The sequence below is a fragment of the Mucilaginibacter sp. 14171R-50 genome (genome assembly GCF_010093045.1).
Taxonomy (GTDB): domain Bacteria; phylum Bacteroidota; class Bacteroidia; order Sphingobacteriales; family Sphingobacteriaceae; genus Mucilaginibacter.
Genome location: NZ_CP048115.1, coordinates 3320388 through 3336377, shown reverse-complemented (window position 1 = coordinate 3336377; position 15990 = coordinate 3320388). Strand labels below are relative to the sequence as shown.

The window sequence follows — 15990 nt, the reverse complement described above, 5'->3', positions numbered from 1 at the left end:
TTTTTGGATAGGTAGATGTATTTATTTATATACGCTTGATTGATAACCTTCCTGCGCGCGCTGCGGGGCCCTGTTTATGTAGAATTGCCTGTCTTGCGGTGCCCAGGTACCCAAACCGTCAACATAGCGGTTAAACATGCAAAAGGCGGCGGCTATCAATACCACATCGTGTATTTCGGTATCTGTGGCACCGGTTTCGCGCGCTTTGGCTATGTCATCCTCTGTAACGTTTTTACCACCCGTTTGCACTTTTGCAGCAATATTTAAAAAGGCTTTCATTTTTGGCGACAGATCGGCCCCGCTAAAATCTGCTTTAATTTGATCTATCTGTTCTATATTACAATTAAGGTAAAAACCAGCGATAGAACCGTGTACATTCTGGCAAAAAAAGCAGTCGTTTAAGTATGATACATATGTGGCTATCAGCTCTCGTTCTCCACGGCTCAACGTGTTATTGTCGTCGCGCAGCAAAACTTCAGCAAGGGCGTTCAAGGGTTTTTCAGTTTCCGGGCGGTAGGCCATCAGGCCGCGTATCCCGGGCAAATCATTATTTAATTGGATATATGCCATAACTTTATTTATTGTTTTGCCGGTAATGCGTAACCCTGTACCATGCGTTGGCCCATTTCCTTATATGCCTCAGGGTCGGTTGGGGTAAGGCTACCCAGGCCATCAACATATCTGTTAAACATGCAGAATGCCGCTGCTATTAAAACCGTATCGTGCAACTCCTTATCTGTAGCTCCTTCTGCACGGGCAGCTTCAATATCTTCGGGCTTTACCTCTTTACCCAATATTTGTACTTTGCCGGCAATGTTTAGTAAAGCTTTCATTTTTGAGCTGATGCCGGAATGTTGCATGTCCTTGAGCACATCATCTACGGTAGTATCCTCTTCGCCATAAAGACATCGGGCGGCTGCAGCGTGGCTATTCATGCAAAACATGCATTCATTGCGGTATGATACATAAGCTGCTATCAACTCGCGATCGGCTTGAGACAAAGGCGATTCGCCACGCAGTAAAACTTCGGCTAACTCGTAAAGGTGTTTACCCGTTTCGGGCCTGAACATAACCAGCGACCTGATACCGGGTATACCTTCGGGGACGTTTATATGTGCCATATTAAGTTTGTTTAATTATTATAATTATAGTTACTAAGCTTTATAAGGTGTGTTTTGAGCTTTGCGGGGCATAAAAATTACCACAAGAAAGCCCAATACAAAAACCAACGAGAACAAAAAAATCGCATTGCCATATCCGCCTAAAGAGGTAACCAATACCCCTATAAACAGTACGGCTGTAGCTGTAAAAAGCCGGCCTATATTAAAGCAAAAACCTGTAGCTGTTGCGCGTATGCCTGTATGAAACAATTGCGGGATGTACGCCGATAACACCCCCTGGCTTGCACCAAAAAACAAGGCCATAATTGCTATTTCAACAAAAACCATATTAGAAATAACCGTATTGGTTTTAAAAAGTATAAATGACAATGCGGTACAAACGCCAAAGCAAAGTATCATGGAGCGGCGTAACCCAATTAAGTTGACCAGCCAGCCAGAAAAAAAACCGCCGGTAAGGCCGCCCATGCCCATAAACATCATGCTAAGGCCGCGCTGTTTGGCCGCATCGCCGGTTGTAAGGCTTTGTATCCAGGTTGGAAGCCACGAAAATATTGCCCAAAGGCCTATCAGCATTGTGCCAAAAACCAGTGACCCGATAATGAGTTCGCCCCTGTTGGCAGATGAAAATATTGATCCATTTGCTGATAATTGTGCGCTTTGTTTGTGGCTGGCCCATTGGGGCGATTCGGTAATAACAAAAAGCCCTATCAAGGCCATTGCCAGCGGTACAATGCCTATCAAAAATCCATGGCGCCAAACAGGGGTAATAATATTTATTGCCCCGGCACCAAAAATACCTATGGGGAAAGCTATTGACAGAATGCCGATCATAATAGCTTTGCTTTTTTCGGGCCATATTTCTGATATAAAGGTCATGGCTATTACCATTTCGCCGCCAACGCCAAAGCCACTCATAAAGCGGCAAACCATCACTCCTGTCCATTGCTGCATCATACCGGTTAACACGGTAAAAACGCCGTAGCAAACAATTGAACTAAGTAATGCTTTTTTCCGGCCCATACGGTCGCTGACGATGCCCCAGGTAAAACCGCCAATTGCCCAGCCATAAATAAACAAGGCATTTATAAGGCCGCTAACACCATCAACCTGGTCCGGTTTAATATCTCCCTGCAGGTCTTTTAGAACCACAGGGAGATAAACCGACATTAAAGTTGAGACAGAACCACCAAGTACGCTACTTACAAAACATAGCGTAAAAACCGCAGCAAAATATGCTTTGCTGTGTTGGATAGTTGTATAATTTAATTCCGTTGCTTTCATAAGATTATTTCAAAGGGCTGTCAAAAACAACAGCTACATAGTAAATAGCACCAACGGCAGGCGAGCCATAAGCCTGCGATATGTATTTGTTAAATATGTTGCTGCCGCCAAGTTTGATGGTAGTATTTGCACGCGGCAATTTTTTGTTTATCTGCGCATCAACCATCGAGTAAGCGTTTATACGGCCCGGCCTTACACCATTAAAGGTGCCATACCAGTCAAAGGCGCTTTGCCAGTGCCATGCCACATTAAAGCCGTAGCCGTTGCCAACATTAGCGTTGCCAAAAGTTGCATTAGTACTCCATTTTGGGGTGTTGTATTGTGCAATGTTGTTGATATTTGCCTTGCCCAGGTTAAACACCGATAAGGTGGCATTTGCCCCCACCATGTAGCCTTTGTTAAGCAAATAAGTTAGGCCCATACTTGCACCCTGCGCCGATACCTTATCAGAAGCGTTGGTATAAAGCTGGTAGGCGTGCACTTTACTATTTAATATGTCCATAGCCGCATTTACATTAGGTTTACCATCGGCGCCCAATACAGGGCTTTCGGGGTCAATAACAACTGTATTCAAAATAAAGTCGGTATAGCTGCTGTAATAATAATTCAGGTCGATCAAAAGCTTATCGTTTACCAGGCTTTTATAACCTACTTCAAAGGCCTTTTGCTGCTCAGGCTTTATATAAGGCACATTTGATTTAACAAGCAGGTCCTTGTTTTCGGCAACGGCTTGCGGAAAAGGTGTACCGCTGCCAACAGCCGCTCCAAAGGCTGCTCCAAATGCACCTACCGATGCGGCTGTAAAAGAGTTTTGATATGCATTTACATTGGCGCTGTTGCTTGGCGCACCGCCCAGTATGGTAATAGGTCCAACATTCAGGTTTATGAATTGATCTACAGGAGTTGGGTTGCGGAAACCGGTTTGATATGAGGCCCTGAAATTATGGGTTTTAGCAACTGTGTATACCGCCGAAAAACGAGGTGTAAAACTGCCTTTAAAGTTCTCGTTCTTATCGTAACGGATAGATGCCGTAAGTTTAAGATTATCATCCAGCAGTTTTTTACCAGCCTGTAAAAACGACCCGTACTCGTTGATCTTTATTTTATTGGTTTTATCATCAAACAAGCTGCCGTTAGTAAACATAGCGTATTTGCGGAAGCTGCCGCCAGCTAAAAGCTCAAAAACCTTAATGGCTTTTGAAAAATCATACTGTGCATCAGTATGGTAAAATTTGCTGTTACTAAACACACCTGCCCCGCTTAAGCCATAGTTGTGGATAGCTGCGTCTTTGGCATTCTCAAACGCAGGGGTGCCTGGTAAAAACCTGCCCTGGTCTGCAAAACCGCGGGCTGCGGTATGGCTGCCCGCTGTTACGCCCGGCGCCGAACCGTTAAACGCTGCCTCGTACCGATCGAACCATGTTTGGTCTGCATCTTCCGGCGATACTACTTTACCGCTCATATCCTGTACCCAATCGCGGTTAATGAACTGAGCGAGCGACCGGGTGTTGTAAGAATCGTGCGAGTTTTCACCAACTACGTAGCTGCGTACAAAAAAGTTACTGCCTTTTAATTCTAAACGGTGCGTTTGCAGCACAAAGTTGTTCAGGTCGAACCTGCTGCTGCCCGTGTAGCTGGCAGTACCACGACCATAATTATACTGATAAACAGCCTCGATATCACTGGTTAGTTTATAGTGCAGCGCGCCGTTAAGCTTCAGGCTGTAAACATCGTAGTTCATTAAATCCTTTTCTTCATAACCGGTACGCGATACCACGCCTATACCCGGCAAATTTTCAGACACCACTTCATCTCCATAAATATTTAATGCATCGCGGCGCGGATTGTTAGGCCCACGGTCAGCAACAGGGGTAGCGGCGCTGATATCAGTGTAATCATTAGCATACCAATCGGTCCCGGTGAGGTACGATGCATTAAGCTTAAAGGCAAAGCGGTTGTTAAATGCCTTTGCATAACGCAGGGCAAAGTCGCTGAGGCTTTTGGCGCTGCCAGCGGATTCGCCTATGTGGTTTATACCTGTTTTTAGCTGTACCGCAAGGCCCTGGTATTTAAAAGGGTCTTTGGTTTTTATTGATAACAAGCCATTGAATGCAACCGGGCCGTAAAGGGCCGATGCCGCGCCGGGAATAACCTCAGCCGATTCGATATCAAGATCTGATGCACCAAACAAGTTACCTACGGCAAAGTTAAGACCCGGGGTTTGGTTATCCACCCCATCTACCAGTTGTAAAAATCTGGAGTTGCCGGTGCTGTTAAAGCCACGGGTATTTACTTGCTTATATGTTAAGCTGCTGGTAACGGCTTCCATACCTTTCAGGTTTTGCAAACCATCATAAAAAGTGAACGATGGGTTTTCCTTTATAGCCCGCTGACCCATTTTTTCGATACTTACAGGCGATTGCAAGCTGCTTTGGCTTACCCTTGTAGCCGAAGTAACAACCTCGTTAAGCATGGTTGTCTTTACCGTAAGCGAGGCGCCCACAGTTTGCGAAGCCGACGTTATCTGGACTTCCTGCTGCTCGTAGCCGAGGCCCGAAATTACCAGGGTAAATGGAAGCGTGATATTTTTAGTATGCAGGGTAAAAATACCGCTTGAATTTGTGGTAGTGCCGACATTTTTACCTTTAACGTTAATACTGGCATTGCTAACAGGGTTACCGGCGGCATCATTTACGGTACCGGTTATTTTAACATCCTGCGCAAATACATGCGCTGAGGAAAGTATCATAATTATAAATAAAAGTTTTTTCATTGTGGATCGAGTTTAAATTGATAAGGGGATTTAATTACTTTTTAAGATGGTCGTAACCTTGCGGCAAACGTGTGTAACCGTGGTTGACCAGCCTTTCTGCCAAAACATTATAGTAAGCCGGGTCGGCAGGGAGGGCGGTGCCCAGCCCGTCGACATAGCGGTTGTAAAGGCAAAATAAAGCTGCTATTAAAACGGTATCATGTATTTCTATATCAGTTGCGCCTGCCGCTTTTGCACGGCTAATGGCATCGGCAGTAACGCTTTTACCACTTTGCCCGGTTAACCTGGCTATGGTTAAAAGCGCCCTCATCTTTTCGCTAACAGGCGCGGTTTCAATGTTTTGCTTAACCTTTTCGGCCGTTTGGGTCTCGCCGGCTAAAAGGTCGGCAGCCGCAGTATGGGCGGTTGTGCAAAAAGTACATTCGTTACCGTATGATACAACGGTAGCAATAAGCTCGCGTTCGGCTTCAGTTAATGTAGACGGGCCTCGCAACAAAAATTGTGTCAAATCGCGTATAGGCTGTGCAGTACCCTTGCTATACTCTAACAAGCCGGTAATGCCCGGCAGATGATCTTCAAGTGCTATATAAGGCATAAAAATTCAATAAAATATAAAAGATATAGGGCGGCGTACAGCAATTCTATCGCTCTGATGAGCAAAAAATGCGTGCGATCAGGCTATAGCTTATACCTATGCCGATGTGCTTCCCCGAAATTATATGAATAAATTATGCCTGGCTCTCTGGTGGTTGTGCCGGCGACGAAAGATAGGTATTCAATAACTGAAGTTCCATATATACAGTGCTGCAACTTGTTTCCTTTGCAGACACAGTGAGGTCAAATAATGTAACTATGTAATTGTAATCGGTATCAAGGCCGGTTTTTTTAACAGTCGGCACATGGTTCTTTTTTGAAAGCGGGATGTCGCTGATCTGCTTAGCATTGATAACGTTATCGTTGATCAGCTTTGTTTTATTGTAGTTGGGTATACACTTTACATACATGGTATCCCGTGTCATTTTAAGAGCTACATAGTTGTAACAATTACCTTTAAGCTGAATTTGACCCGAAATATTCTCGTATTGCCGTTGTTCCTGCACGTAAGGCATTCGTACCGGGATCTTTATAACAACCAGCTCATCCGGTTTGTAATACCCTTTGCTGATCTGCTCGTTGGCAAAATCGTCTGAAGCTTTAATAAAATATTGGGATAATAGCATGTACCCGCCCATGTTAAACAAGAGCACAAAAAGCATAACTATTGCAAAGGTCTTTTTCAAGTAGGGGTATACTTTTAGGTTAGATAAAAGTATTATTAATATTTAATAATACAAATGTTTTTTCAATCGACATTGTTCAGGAACAAACATTGTTTTTGAAATGAGGAATAATTATCCGGAAACATTAATTTATTTTCTTTAATTTAAAAGCGTTAATTCTGAGCGGCTTCGGTTGCTTCTAACTTAAACCTTATGAGCTATCAATTAGAGATCCACCATGTGGATGTAACGGGCGGTGACGCGACCTTTATCGTCATCCGCCATGGCACAGCGCCCTACCCTGTCGTTTACAGCATCCTGGTGGATACCGGCGGTATCGGCAATGGCCCCGATAAACTGGCCGGCTACTTAAAAAAATATTTCCCCGACGTTAAGATCGATCTGATGATCACTTCGCATTGCCACGATGACCACGTGAGCGGTATCAGCGTAGCCAGTACAGACGGTAATTGTGTTTTCGAACCTGAAAAACTCTGTGATGTGGGTTATGATCAAAAGGATTATTACCCTGCAACCACCCCCGCCTATGATAAACTGCTTCCCTACGTCAATACTTATCGTACCTTCTCTTTCAAGTATAAAGAGAAAACAAAACGTTTGATCCCACCTTTCCTGGACCTTGAACTGTATAACGAAGACAAGTTCACGGGAAGCATCAATTCGATAAGTCTAAAGGATAATACGGCACGATCAACCAATACGGGGTTTTACCTGACCTTCTGGAGCGGTAAGGGTGTGCTGGCAGATGGTACTAACATTATAAAGCAACAGTCAAAGCCGAGTAAAGTCAACCCCAACGATCTTTCCATCAGTTTCACTATTCATAACCCCGATACTGGTTTCTCTTATTTTTCGGGCGGGGACCTGAGTGGAGACCCTGCGCTGAAGTCATATCATAACGTGGAAGGGCCAACCGTTGACCTGATAGCCAAAACCTTTAAAAAATGGAATGAGGATAAAATGAAGTATAAATTTGAAATTAAGGTACTGAAGGCTACCCATCACGGCAGCAATTTTAACAACCATAAAAAAAATGCGAATTATGATGATAAAAAATTTAACAGCGCCCCGGGCTTTTTAGAAACATTGCAGCCCGAGGTCGTCGTCGTTCCGTGTAACAAGGACCTCCAGGTGCCAAGTCCTGTTTTTATTAAGGACAGGCTGGCAACGCACTTGAACGGCGTGGAAAAAAGATATGCCTATTTTTTGAACGAATTTAGTTATCCTAACCAGGACCGGGGTGAGCGGGTGATGTCGGATGCGATCAAAGCCTTACTTGCTGCAGCACCGGACCGCACAAATGTTATTTTAAGCGAGGTCGACAACTGGTTTTATACAGAAGGTATAGGCTCGGTGGTTGTCGTCTCTAATTCTAATGGGCCGGAAGATCTCGTGCCTCCCCAAAACATGAGCAAGCTGAGTAAAACAGCGTCTACAAATTGTTACACGGTTTTTATAAACAACGAGGAGATCGAGGTTACATCGCTTACTTTCCGTGTGGCCGCAGCAAGATTAGCCGACAGGTTATATGACTTTCAATCAAATGAGGAACTTGAAGGCTCAATCAATATCAAAGATGGCTTTATGCGTCAGGCCAAGGAGATCCTCAGTGAGCTATCGTTTAATATATCAACAGCCAAGATCAACGTTTTAAAACAAAAGTTCCCCGCCTTGCTAAACTGTTTCCGCCGTTCACAAGAGGAGGATATCACAGAGGAATCCATCAAAATTTATTTAACGCCTAAGCTACCCGAAATATTGGTGAGCGAAATGATCAGAATCTTTAAAAACTGCTATACATTCTTTTTCTCCTGGTGGGCCAGAAATGCGGACATCCCCAACGAGGATTTAATTACAATGATCAATTTGCTGTACTATAATCCCTACCAGTATCAGTATAACTACCAAAACGATATGACGTTGGACATGCAAAAATTTGTCAGCTTACTGCCGCTGGAAATGTGGGGTAAAAAAACGAATGACGAAAAAGAGCAGTTTTCACTGTTCATCAGCAAAACCCTGGGCGTGCGGCCACACCGGGAGGAAGAGCTTGATACCAAGAAGCCGGTAAATAAAAGAAGACGGATAAAAAAATAGCACACGAGCGTGATGGATAAAAATGAACTTTACAAAGATTGGCAAGAAAAGATCGAACAGAGTAACGATCTGAAATTGAGCGCAGCAGCATACCCCCAACTGGCGCTGGAAGCACCTTTGAGTCTTTTGTCGGCTGCCGAGGTCACGGTTCGCGGGCCGGTCCTGCAATATACCGGGCCTGACGGCATCCACCTAAAAGGCAGTTTGGACGGGGGAAACTTAAAAGTGCATTCTTTCCAGGTGTGGGTTGATTTTGAAGAAATGATCTTCACCTCTCTCCGTTTTGAGATAGATGCCATAAATTTCGACTGGTTGCGGCAAAAGGGCCTGCCCGAGCTACCCGGCGAACTGGCCAGCCTCTCCAATGCCGGGATTGAAAAAGTGATCGTAGAATACCTGTCTGATGAAGAAGAATTTCGCTTTCGCGTCATTTTCGCTGATATCGAAATAGACCTCTTTAAGGACTACCACCTTCATTTTCGCAAACCCCTGCTAACCGCGGTGATCAGCAAGGGGCAGTGCTGTTCGGTCTCAATTACTGTCGCCGCAGATTTCCTGGGCCGCGAGCGGGATTTTCGTTTCAGTATTCCGTTTACCACAGGCGGAAACTGGGAGATAGAATTGCTGGATGAGACGGACTATGATATCAAACTTGCCGATGCAGTTAAGCAGGTGGAGATCCATAGCGGCAGAGAAGACCTTTTTTCAAGCATCCCGGACCTGATCACCGACCAGCTGTCAAACATTTCCATAACTGCCCTTCGTTTTAGCTGCTCCCATACACGCAGCAGCGCCCTTACCTTTTCGGTTACTTTATCCTCTTTCCGCCATGTATCGTTATTGCCGGGCATAACGCTTGCCTTTCCGCGGCTGGTGCTTGATGCCGGGTATATCGGCGGTGAGATGAAGTTGTCCGTTGCTTTTAAAGGCGTATTTGCTATTAGGGAAAATATAAAGCTTGGCTTAAGCGCATTCCTTAGCACTAACCCGGCGCTACCCTGGAATTTCCACATCGATGGCATGATCGATCTGGAAAATATAAAGCTGTTGGAAGAACTGCCTTTTGGCATCGACCTGTCCGGGCTTAACTTTCCTGGAGATATTGCCCAGGTACACTCGGTAACCCTCAGGCGCTTCGACGTAATTGCGAACCTGGCACAAAAAAAGATCAGCCAGATAGAGTTGGATCTGTCGGCCGAGTGCGAACTGCAATTGATCAGGGGAATCCGGCTGGCAAACCCGCGGTTCAACCTCAGCTACCTGCCGGGAGAAAGCACGTACCAGGCGATGAGTGGATCGTTCAGGGGAGAACTGCTGATAGGTAAAACCAGCTTTTACGGAGAAGTAGCTAAATCTGGCCGCGACTGGACACTAACTGCGGGCACCGGGTTGACCGAACCGTTTTTACTGCGCCAGTTTGTAGCCGGCCTGAACGAAATAACCCATGCAGAGCTACCCGTTGAACTCATACCCGATATTAAGGTTGGCTTTACCGAACTGGAATATCAAACCGAAAACGATTCGTTGTCGTTTACATCAAGCCTGGAGGTGCCCTTACCCCTGCCCTTTCTTACCGACCAAAGCCTCGTTTTAGGCAGCAATATCGATGTGCAGTTAAAAAAGGCCGGTGAGCAGTACGATCTGTCGTATAATTTTTCGGCCAGCCTGCAGGTAGGGCTGGCGGCTTTGGCAGTAGCCATCAGTAAAGAAGAAGGGGCGCGGTCATACGCCGGCGGGTGGAAAGCTGTTGAGGGAGAAGGGATGCTTAGCCTGGCAAAAATAGCCAGGGCGATAGGCATAGAGCTGGACCTCACTTCCCTCCCGGCACTTTTAAACCCTCAGTTTTGTGAAATAGCATTCAGTTATACCCAGGCCGACCGCACCTTTGCCCTTAGCGCATATACTACGAATAACACTACTTACTTTTTTATCGCCCGTAAAACAGCCGGAGACACATGGCACTATGTAATAGGCCTTGATTACGATATTACCTCACCGGCGCCTACCGACGAAATCGGCGAACTAAGCCAGGCGGCTAAAGCTGCGGGGCTTACACAACTGCACTTACTTTACGCCGGTACCGATCTACAGGATTTTAGCCTGCCGCGTGTGCCGGACCTTACAGGCAAAGGCAGCCCATTGGATGGTGGTAAGCTTCTTACCGTTAAAAAAGGCCTTTTTATAGCGGCAGAAGCGAATGATATTGCGACACCGCAAATAGGGAAGCTGCGAGGAAACCTTAAGCAATTCTATGTATCGGTTGAAAAGCGGGAACAGGTAGTGGTACTGGTTAAGGGCCATATGGACCTCATGGCGGGCGATCGATCAGTAAATATCACGTTGCAGGCCGGGTTTGCTTCAGGGGCCAAAGACCTGTCTTTCAGCGGTAAGGTTGTCGCCGATATAGGCTTAATGCCTTTGTTGAGCGCTATATTTGATGAGGAACTGGCATTGCCCGAAGGTGTTAGCTGGCCGGATATCAGTGAGGCCGGACTGGCATTCAGCACCGCTGAAGGCACTGTTAATATGACAATCACCACAGTCCCTGCACGAAACAGGTTAGCCGTTGAGGACTTATTCAGCATCGGCGCAGACCGGATAAGCCTGAGCCTGTCAAAGAGCAGCGCCGATCTTACTATTACAGGGGGCCATTTACAACTGCACCTGCTTGACGACCAGTTTCCTGAGGGCGTTGGCGGCGCGCTTAGCCTACATATCGAAAAAGCTAACAACCGCTTTGTGTTCAAGCCATCTGGCTTTGAGATCGTTACCCCTAAGATAGATTACCAGGAATGTACGGAAACCACACAGGCGGACGGAAAAACGCAGCCTAAAACGGTTACCCGCAGCCTGTGCGCCAAACTTACTCCCGGCGAGTTTTCATTTAAGCAAGAAGATAAGCAGTGGACCATTACCGCCGAGGCAGTCCTTATTTTGCAGGACCTTCCGGACCCTGTACGCAGGATATTTATGGAGGAAAAAGAACAGCATTGGGTAAGCAAACCCCTACTGTTAGCCGCCGGGCTAAAAAACGGCACGCTTTTCTTTGCAGCCACGGGCACCCTGCTCCAACTGGAAATTCCTGATTTGATGGCCGAGATCGGGGTAACATCGGTACCGGCATTTGGTAAGAGTGCCATAAGGCTGTCGGGCGCTGAGTTTCATATAGGGAAAGAGGTTGCGCTCGAACTGGAGTTTGGTTATGCCTTACCTATGCGCCTGAACGAAGTTTTGGGCATGCAGCAAACAAAAATATTTAAGACCCTGGCCTCGCCACCCGGTGAACAATTCACCCGTTTTAGGGTAAGTATCGGCTCGGCAGGCATCAGCGGCCAACTAATCGACTCGCCATTTTACACCATTGAAGGCATCACCGAACAGGACAATAAGGTAAGGATTGACCTTAACCGCGTATTTAACGACAAAGACCTGGGCTGTATCAGTTTTATAAAGCCTGTTATAAAACTTGATGTGGAAAAAGGCACATTTCAGTTTAAAGGCGGTTATGAGATAGATCCGGAAAATCCTGTGGCTATCCCATTGACTTTGTTGCGCAGGCTTTTCGAAGCGCTCAGACTCAATAAGGTGGCTCAAAATTTACCAAAGAGCATCCCGGTAAAAACGATGAAGCTGGAAGATACGCTCACCTGGCTTATCAACATGCTTGACCGTTGCGGCATTACCCTGCCCAAAGCACTGGGCGATTTGCTGCTCGCGGTACAAAAAATTGAAAACAGCCTGCCTGCGCGCTTCCGCGGATACTTAAGCCTGTCGGTACCACGCGCGCTTGAAGCATCGGTAGATATAACTGCCGATGGCGGTATCGGCTTCTCGCTCACCACAAAAGATGCTCCGCTGCAATTCCTGGTACCAACGCCATTGGCTTTTATAGGGCTGCGCTTAACACATATTTCGCTGGGCACGGCTATGGGCGGTTCTTTACTAAAATTTGAGTGCAGCGCAGAGCTGGACACTTTTGACTATGCCGAATTGTTGCTATCGACCACCCTATACCAATCAGAAGTGGTCGCGGCGAAACTACCGCCCCGCGACGAACTGCAACACACCTTTGCTGTAAAAGAACTGCTGATACTGATCGTTTACGAAACAGGCATCCCTATCCCTGTCCCGCTGTTTTATGAAAACATATTGTTTAAATTCAAGGGAATAGAAGGTTTGGATATACACACCTCTATTTCGTTCCCGCAGCCAAAGGTTAACGTGATGAAGGTGCTGAAAATAGCGAGCGACCTGAAAAAGCTTTTCTCGGAAGGCAAAGACCTTGATGTTGCGTATCCCCTCAGCATACAGAAAGACGGCGGTGAACCGGGCCTTAACCTCGTATTTGATGCCGGGCCTTTCTATATGCGCCTGCCCAAATATGTTGCCAAGGGCGAGGATGAAAAGGGCCTTTTACTCGGCTGGACAAACAACTATCGCTTGCTGGACCTGATGAACCTTGCCGGGATTTTACTTAACGGCGTCAATCATCTTATCAAGGAAAAGACCCCTGCTTATCTGGTACAGGCGCTGCCGCTGGCATTGCGTTATAACAATATTACAGTGTTCCCTTTAGAGAACCTGGAAGCCTCTGTTGCGTGGCTGATGGCCACGCCAAAGGAAGTAACCAGGCTATACCAAGATCACCAACTGCCCGACGCCGCGCTTGAAGAACTGGTTCCTCTGTTGAACCTGTTAACATTTCAGCCAGGCGCCGCGCCTGATAGCAAAGCTGTTACCGCACCAGACAATGCGGTGCTATTTTTTATGCAGGGTAAGCTTAAGGTGGGCTCAATTGCCGAGGCCAGGCTGAGCGCTGCTTTGTGTTGGCTGCCCGATGGCCTTGCATCGTCCATGCTTATCCATGTGGCCGCGCCTAACGACATCCTTTTGCTTCACCTGGATGGGAAGCAAGCCATTACAGCTACTAATTTCCAGGTGAGCGGCAACACATACCTGAAACTGCTTGGCTTTAATATTTTCCAGGGAACTTTTATTGCTGCAAAGGGCATGCTGTACTTAGAAGCCAGCGCCTTTGATACTGCAACATCTCCTATTGGCTTTTACGGTAAGATAGAAGGTGTGTTTAACAACGATGTTGTTAAACTTAACGGCATCGCGCGCTTTAAATTTTTCGCTATACATGTAGATGCACAGGTGAATCTTGACCTGAATAATAGTTCGGATTCTTCTTTCAGCGCCGCCGCAATGGTATCAGCCGGTGAAGTTTTTAGTGGTACCTTTTTGTTCAGATCGCTGCTTACCCAAAATTCGTCGTTTGATGCGTCGGTGAATTTCGAGCTGAAGGTGTTAAATATTTTCGGCTTAATTTACGAACAACATACGCATATCGACCCGCTGAAGCTGAAATTACAAGGCGAAATAGACTTCCTTTTTCTCGGCAAAAAATTCCTTTCAGCGGCTTTGCTATACCAGGACGACACGTTGAGTATCGCTACGGATTTTACGATACTGGATATACTCCGGATAAAGGGCGTCATCAGTATCCGGGATGAATACTTTCAATTGGGGGGCGAATTGTCTTTTGACCTTGCAGGCATCACCACTACTGGCACGATAGACGTACTCAGCGATAAAAATAATAAAAAGTTTGAGCTGGTTATCAACAAGCTTTTCGGTGATGAAAACACGCTTAAGTTTTCGCTCCAAAGCGCCGCCAATTCCGTCAAATTTCTATCCTACAGCCAAAAACCGATCAGCGTATTTAATGGCATGTTGCTTATCTCCGGCGTTAGCGATGAACAGGCAGGGCCCGTGTTTGCCATGGGCTTCGATCATATTGGCATGCAATACCTGATGACCGAAGCAAAGGTAAACGCTTTTGGCCTGGCACAAGCAGCCGTAACCATGCAGTATGCCAATGCTACGGGTTCTTTTTCTGCCGCACTAAGCACCTCTGTTCATACGGGCGTATTTGAGTCTGATGCGGTGTTTAATATGATATATAATACCAATCTGTTTAAATTGACAGGAGCCTTAAATTTCGGTGTCGACCTGGGGCTTGCGATAAAGACCGTATTTTATAATTTTTTTCATATTGATATTGCTGCGCCAAGCTTTTTTGTACAATTTGAATTGAGTGATTTTGAATTTTCGGTTGAATGTACACCAAGCCCAGAGTCGCCCGACCTGCGCGAAATCGAAAAGGCTATCGAAGCCGTCGACAAACGCATCGCGGAGATCAATGCCCTTTCGAAAACCGCCCTCGAAGGCCTGAACCACTTATTTGCGGAATCCGCGCAAACGGTCGCAGAGATAGATAACATGATGAGCAACGAACTTCAAACATGGCAGCGAACTTTACTTATAAAGTGGAAGGAAAAGCTGCCAAAAAATATAGCTGATATACAGCCGTTCATCACCAGCCATAACAATCACCAGCAAATGATCAAAGATGCAAGGCTGGAATTGAGCGATGCCAGTTACAAGGTACGCGATTTCGAAAGCAACTGGGCATCTATGTTAAGGTGGTTTGACACACTGGACAGCCGGGCCGAATATATCGGCATTGATTGGTGGGATAACAAGAAAGACATGATGATGAGGGATAAGGACAATACCTATGATTATATGAACGATGTTTTACAAAATATTGATTATAGCGAGATTGATGACATACATGAAAACTATTACGGCAAGCATTGTTATAAATGGATAGGTAACAGGCAAAATTCAGACAGATGGTTACAGATCAAAAAGGTAGACCTTGACACCAGGAAAGATGGCGGCTACCAATGGCGCAAAGGCAATTTCGACAGCATAGTTGCGAAAATTGACCATTATGAGGCTGACCTGGTTAAATTTATCAACCTTTTCAACAACGCGGCCATACCCATCATTAAAGCCGACCTTTTGCAAAGCCATATAGATATGAAGCTCATTAACACTTACAAAAAGAGCGATGAGCTTGCAAAACATGAGCTGCCTTTGACAACCCTTTCGACTGATGCGGTAAACGCAAATAATATGAACATGCGTGTGGTATTCAGGGGCAAAGGCAGTGCAAATATCCCGGGTATCGGAAAAATTTCTTTAGGTAATGTTCAGGTCAGCTGGGCCGGTATCAGTGATCTGGGTGCCGACAGCTCATTATGGCAGCATTTGCAGCGCGCTTTAAACGCTTACCTGAGCCAGCAGTTGATGAAAATCCTCAATGAACAATATCAGTCCATTTGGGAAATTGCAGCTTGTTTAAAAAGAATGATCGCTGGCGGAAATGCCATGCAGGATAGCAGCGACGTAGATCTGGCCAGCATGATAGGAGGCTTTGCCCTGCTCCCGGCCGAAGTGTCAAAAAATATGAAAGATACCCTTGACAATCCGCCGCCTTTATCGATAAGCTAACAGCACACGCCAATTCTTTGACTTATGACGACCACCGCCATAGCTTTTTCAGGACTTTCACAGATCCGTGTTC

Annotated in this window: 8 protein-coding genes; 2 read left to right on the top strand and 6 right to left on the bottom strand. The window is 46.0% G+C overall.

Translation table 11 applies throughout. From position 1 onward, the window contains the following. Positions 1 to 21: 21 nt before the first annotated feature. The 6 genes from GWR56_RS15225 to GWR56_RS15200 all read right to left on the bottom strand — a co-directional run bounded on the left by GWR56_RS15225 (position 22) and on the right by GWR56_RS15200 (position 6395). Complete coding sequence (locus GWR56_RS15225; RefSeq protein WP_162432080.1) at positions 22 to 570, bottom strand: carboxymuconolactone decarboxylase family protein; 549 nt, start codon at positions 568 to 570, stop codon at positions 22 to 24. An 8-nt stretch (positions 571 to 578) separates the two neighbouring features. Next, positions 579 to 1121, bottom strand: coding sequence for a carboxymuconolactone decarboxylase family protein (locus tag GWR56_RS15220; protein ID WP_162432079.1), 543 nt, complete (start codon positions 1119 to 1121; stop codon positions 579 to 581). Positions 1122 to 1154: 33 nt separating this feature from the next. Then, entirely contained in the window at positions 1155 to 2288 is a 1134-nt protein-coding gene (locus GWR56_RS15215) for an MFS transporter (protein ID WP_162432078.1), read from the bottom strand. 118 nt (positions 2289 to 2406) lie between these two features. After that, entirely contained in the window at positions 2407 to 5175 is a 2769-nt protein-coding gene (locus GWR56_RS15210) for a TonB-dependent receptor (RefSeq protein WP_162432077.1), read from the bottom strand. 34 nt (positions 5176 to 5209) lie between these two features. Beyond that, positions 5210 to 5770, bottom strand: coding sequence for a carboxymuconolactone decarboxylase family protein (locus GWR56_RS15205; protein WP_162432076.1), 561 nt, complete (start codon positions 5768 to 5770; stop codon positions 5210 to 5212). A gap of 133 nt (positions 5771 to 5903) precedes the next feature. Then, complete coding sequence (locus GWR56_RS15200; RefSeq protein WP_162432075.1) at positions 5904 to 6395, bottom strand: hypothetical protein; 492 nt, start codon at positions 6393 to 6395, stop codon at positions 5904 to 5906. Positions 6396 to 6647: 252 nt separating this feature from the next. Here GWR56_RS15200 and GWR56_RS15195 point away from each other — a divergent pair, with 252 nt between their 5' ends. Next, entirely contained in the window at positions 6648 to 8552 is a 1905-nt protein-coding gene (locus GWR56_RS15195; RefSeq protein WP_162432074.1) for a hypothetical protein, read from the top strand. A gap of 12 nt (positions 8553 to 8564) precedes the next feature. After that, complete coding sequence (locus GWR56_RS15190; protein WP_162432073.1) at positions 8565 to 15917, top strand: hypothetical protein; 7353 nt, start codon at positions 8565 to 8567, stop codon at positions 15915 to 15917. The last annotated feature ends 73 nt before the right edge of the window (positions 15918 to 15990 follow it).

Coding starts and splice junctions, on each gene's coding strand:
- GWR56_RS15225 (WP_162432080.1), bottom strand. CDS start 570: ATGGCATATATCCAATTAAATAATGATTTGCCCGGGATACGCGGCCTG.
- GWR56_RS15220 (WP_162432079.1), bottom strand. CDS start 1,121: ATGGCACATATAAACGTCCCCGAAGGTATACCCGGTATCAGGTCGCTG.
- GWR56_RS15215 (WP_162432078.1), bottom strand. CDS start 2,288: ATGTCGGTTTATCTCCCTGTGGTTCTAAAAGACCTGCAGGGAGATATT.
- GWR56_RS15210 (WP_162432077.1), bottom strand. CDS start 5,175: ATGAAAAAACTTTTATTTATAATTATGATACTTTCCTCAGCGCATGTA.
- GWR56_RS15205 (WP_162432076.1), bottom strand. CDS start 5,770: ATGCCTTATATAGCACTTGAAGATCATCTGCCGGGCATTACCGGCTTG.
- GWR56_RS15200 (WP_162432075.1), bottom strand. CDS start 6,395: ATGCTATTATCCCAATATTTTATTAAAGCTTCAGACGATTTTGCCAAC.
- GWR56_RS15195 (WP_162432074.1), top strand. CDS start 6,648: ATGAGCTATCAATTAGAGATCCACCATGTGGATGTAACGGGCGGTGAC.
- GWR56_RS15190 (WP_162432073.1), top strand. CDS start 8,565: ATGGATAAAAATGAACTTTACAAAGATTGGCAAGAAAAGATCGAACAG.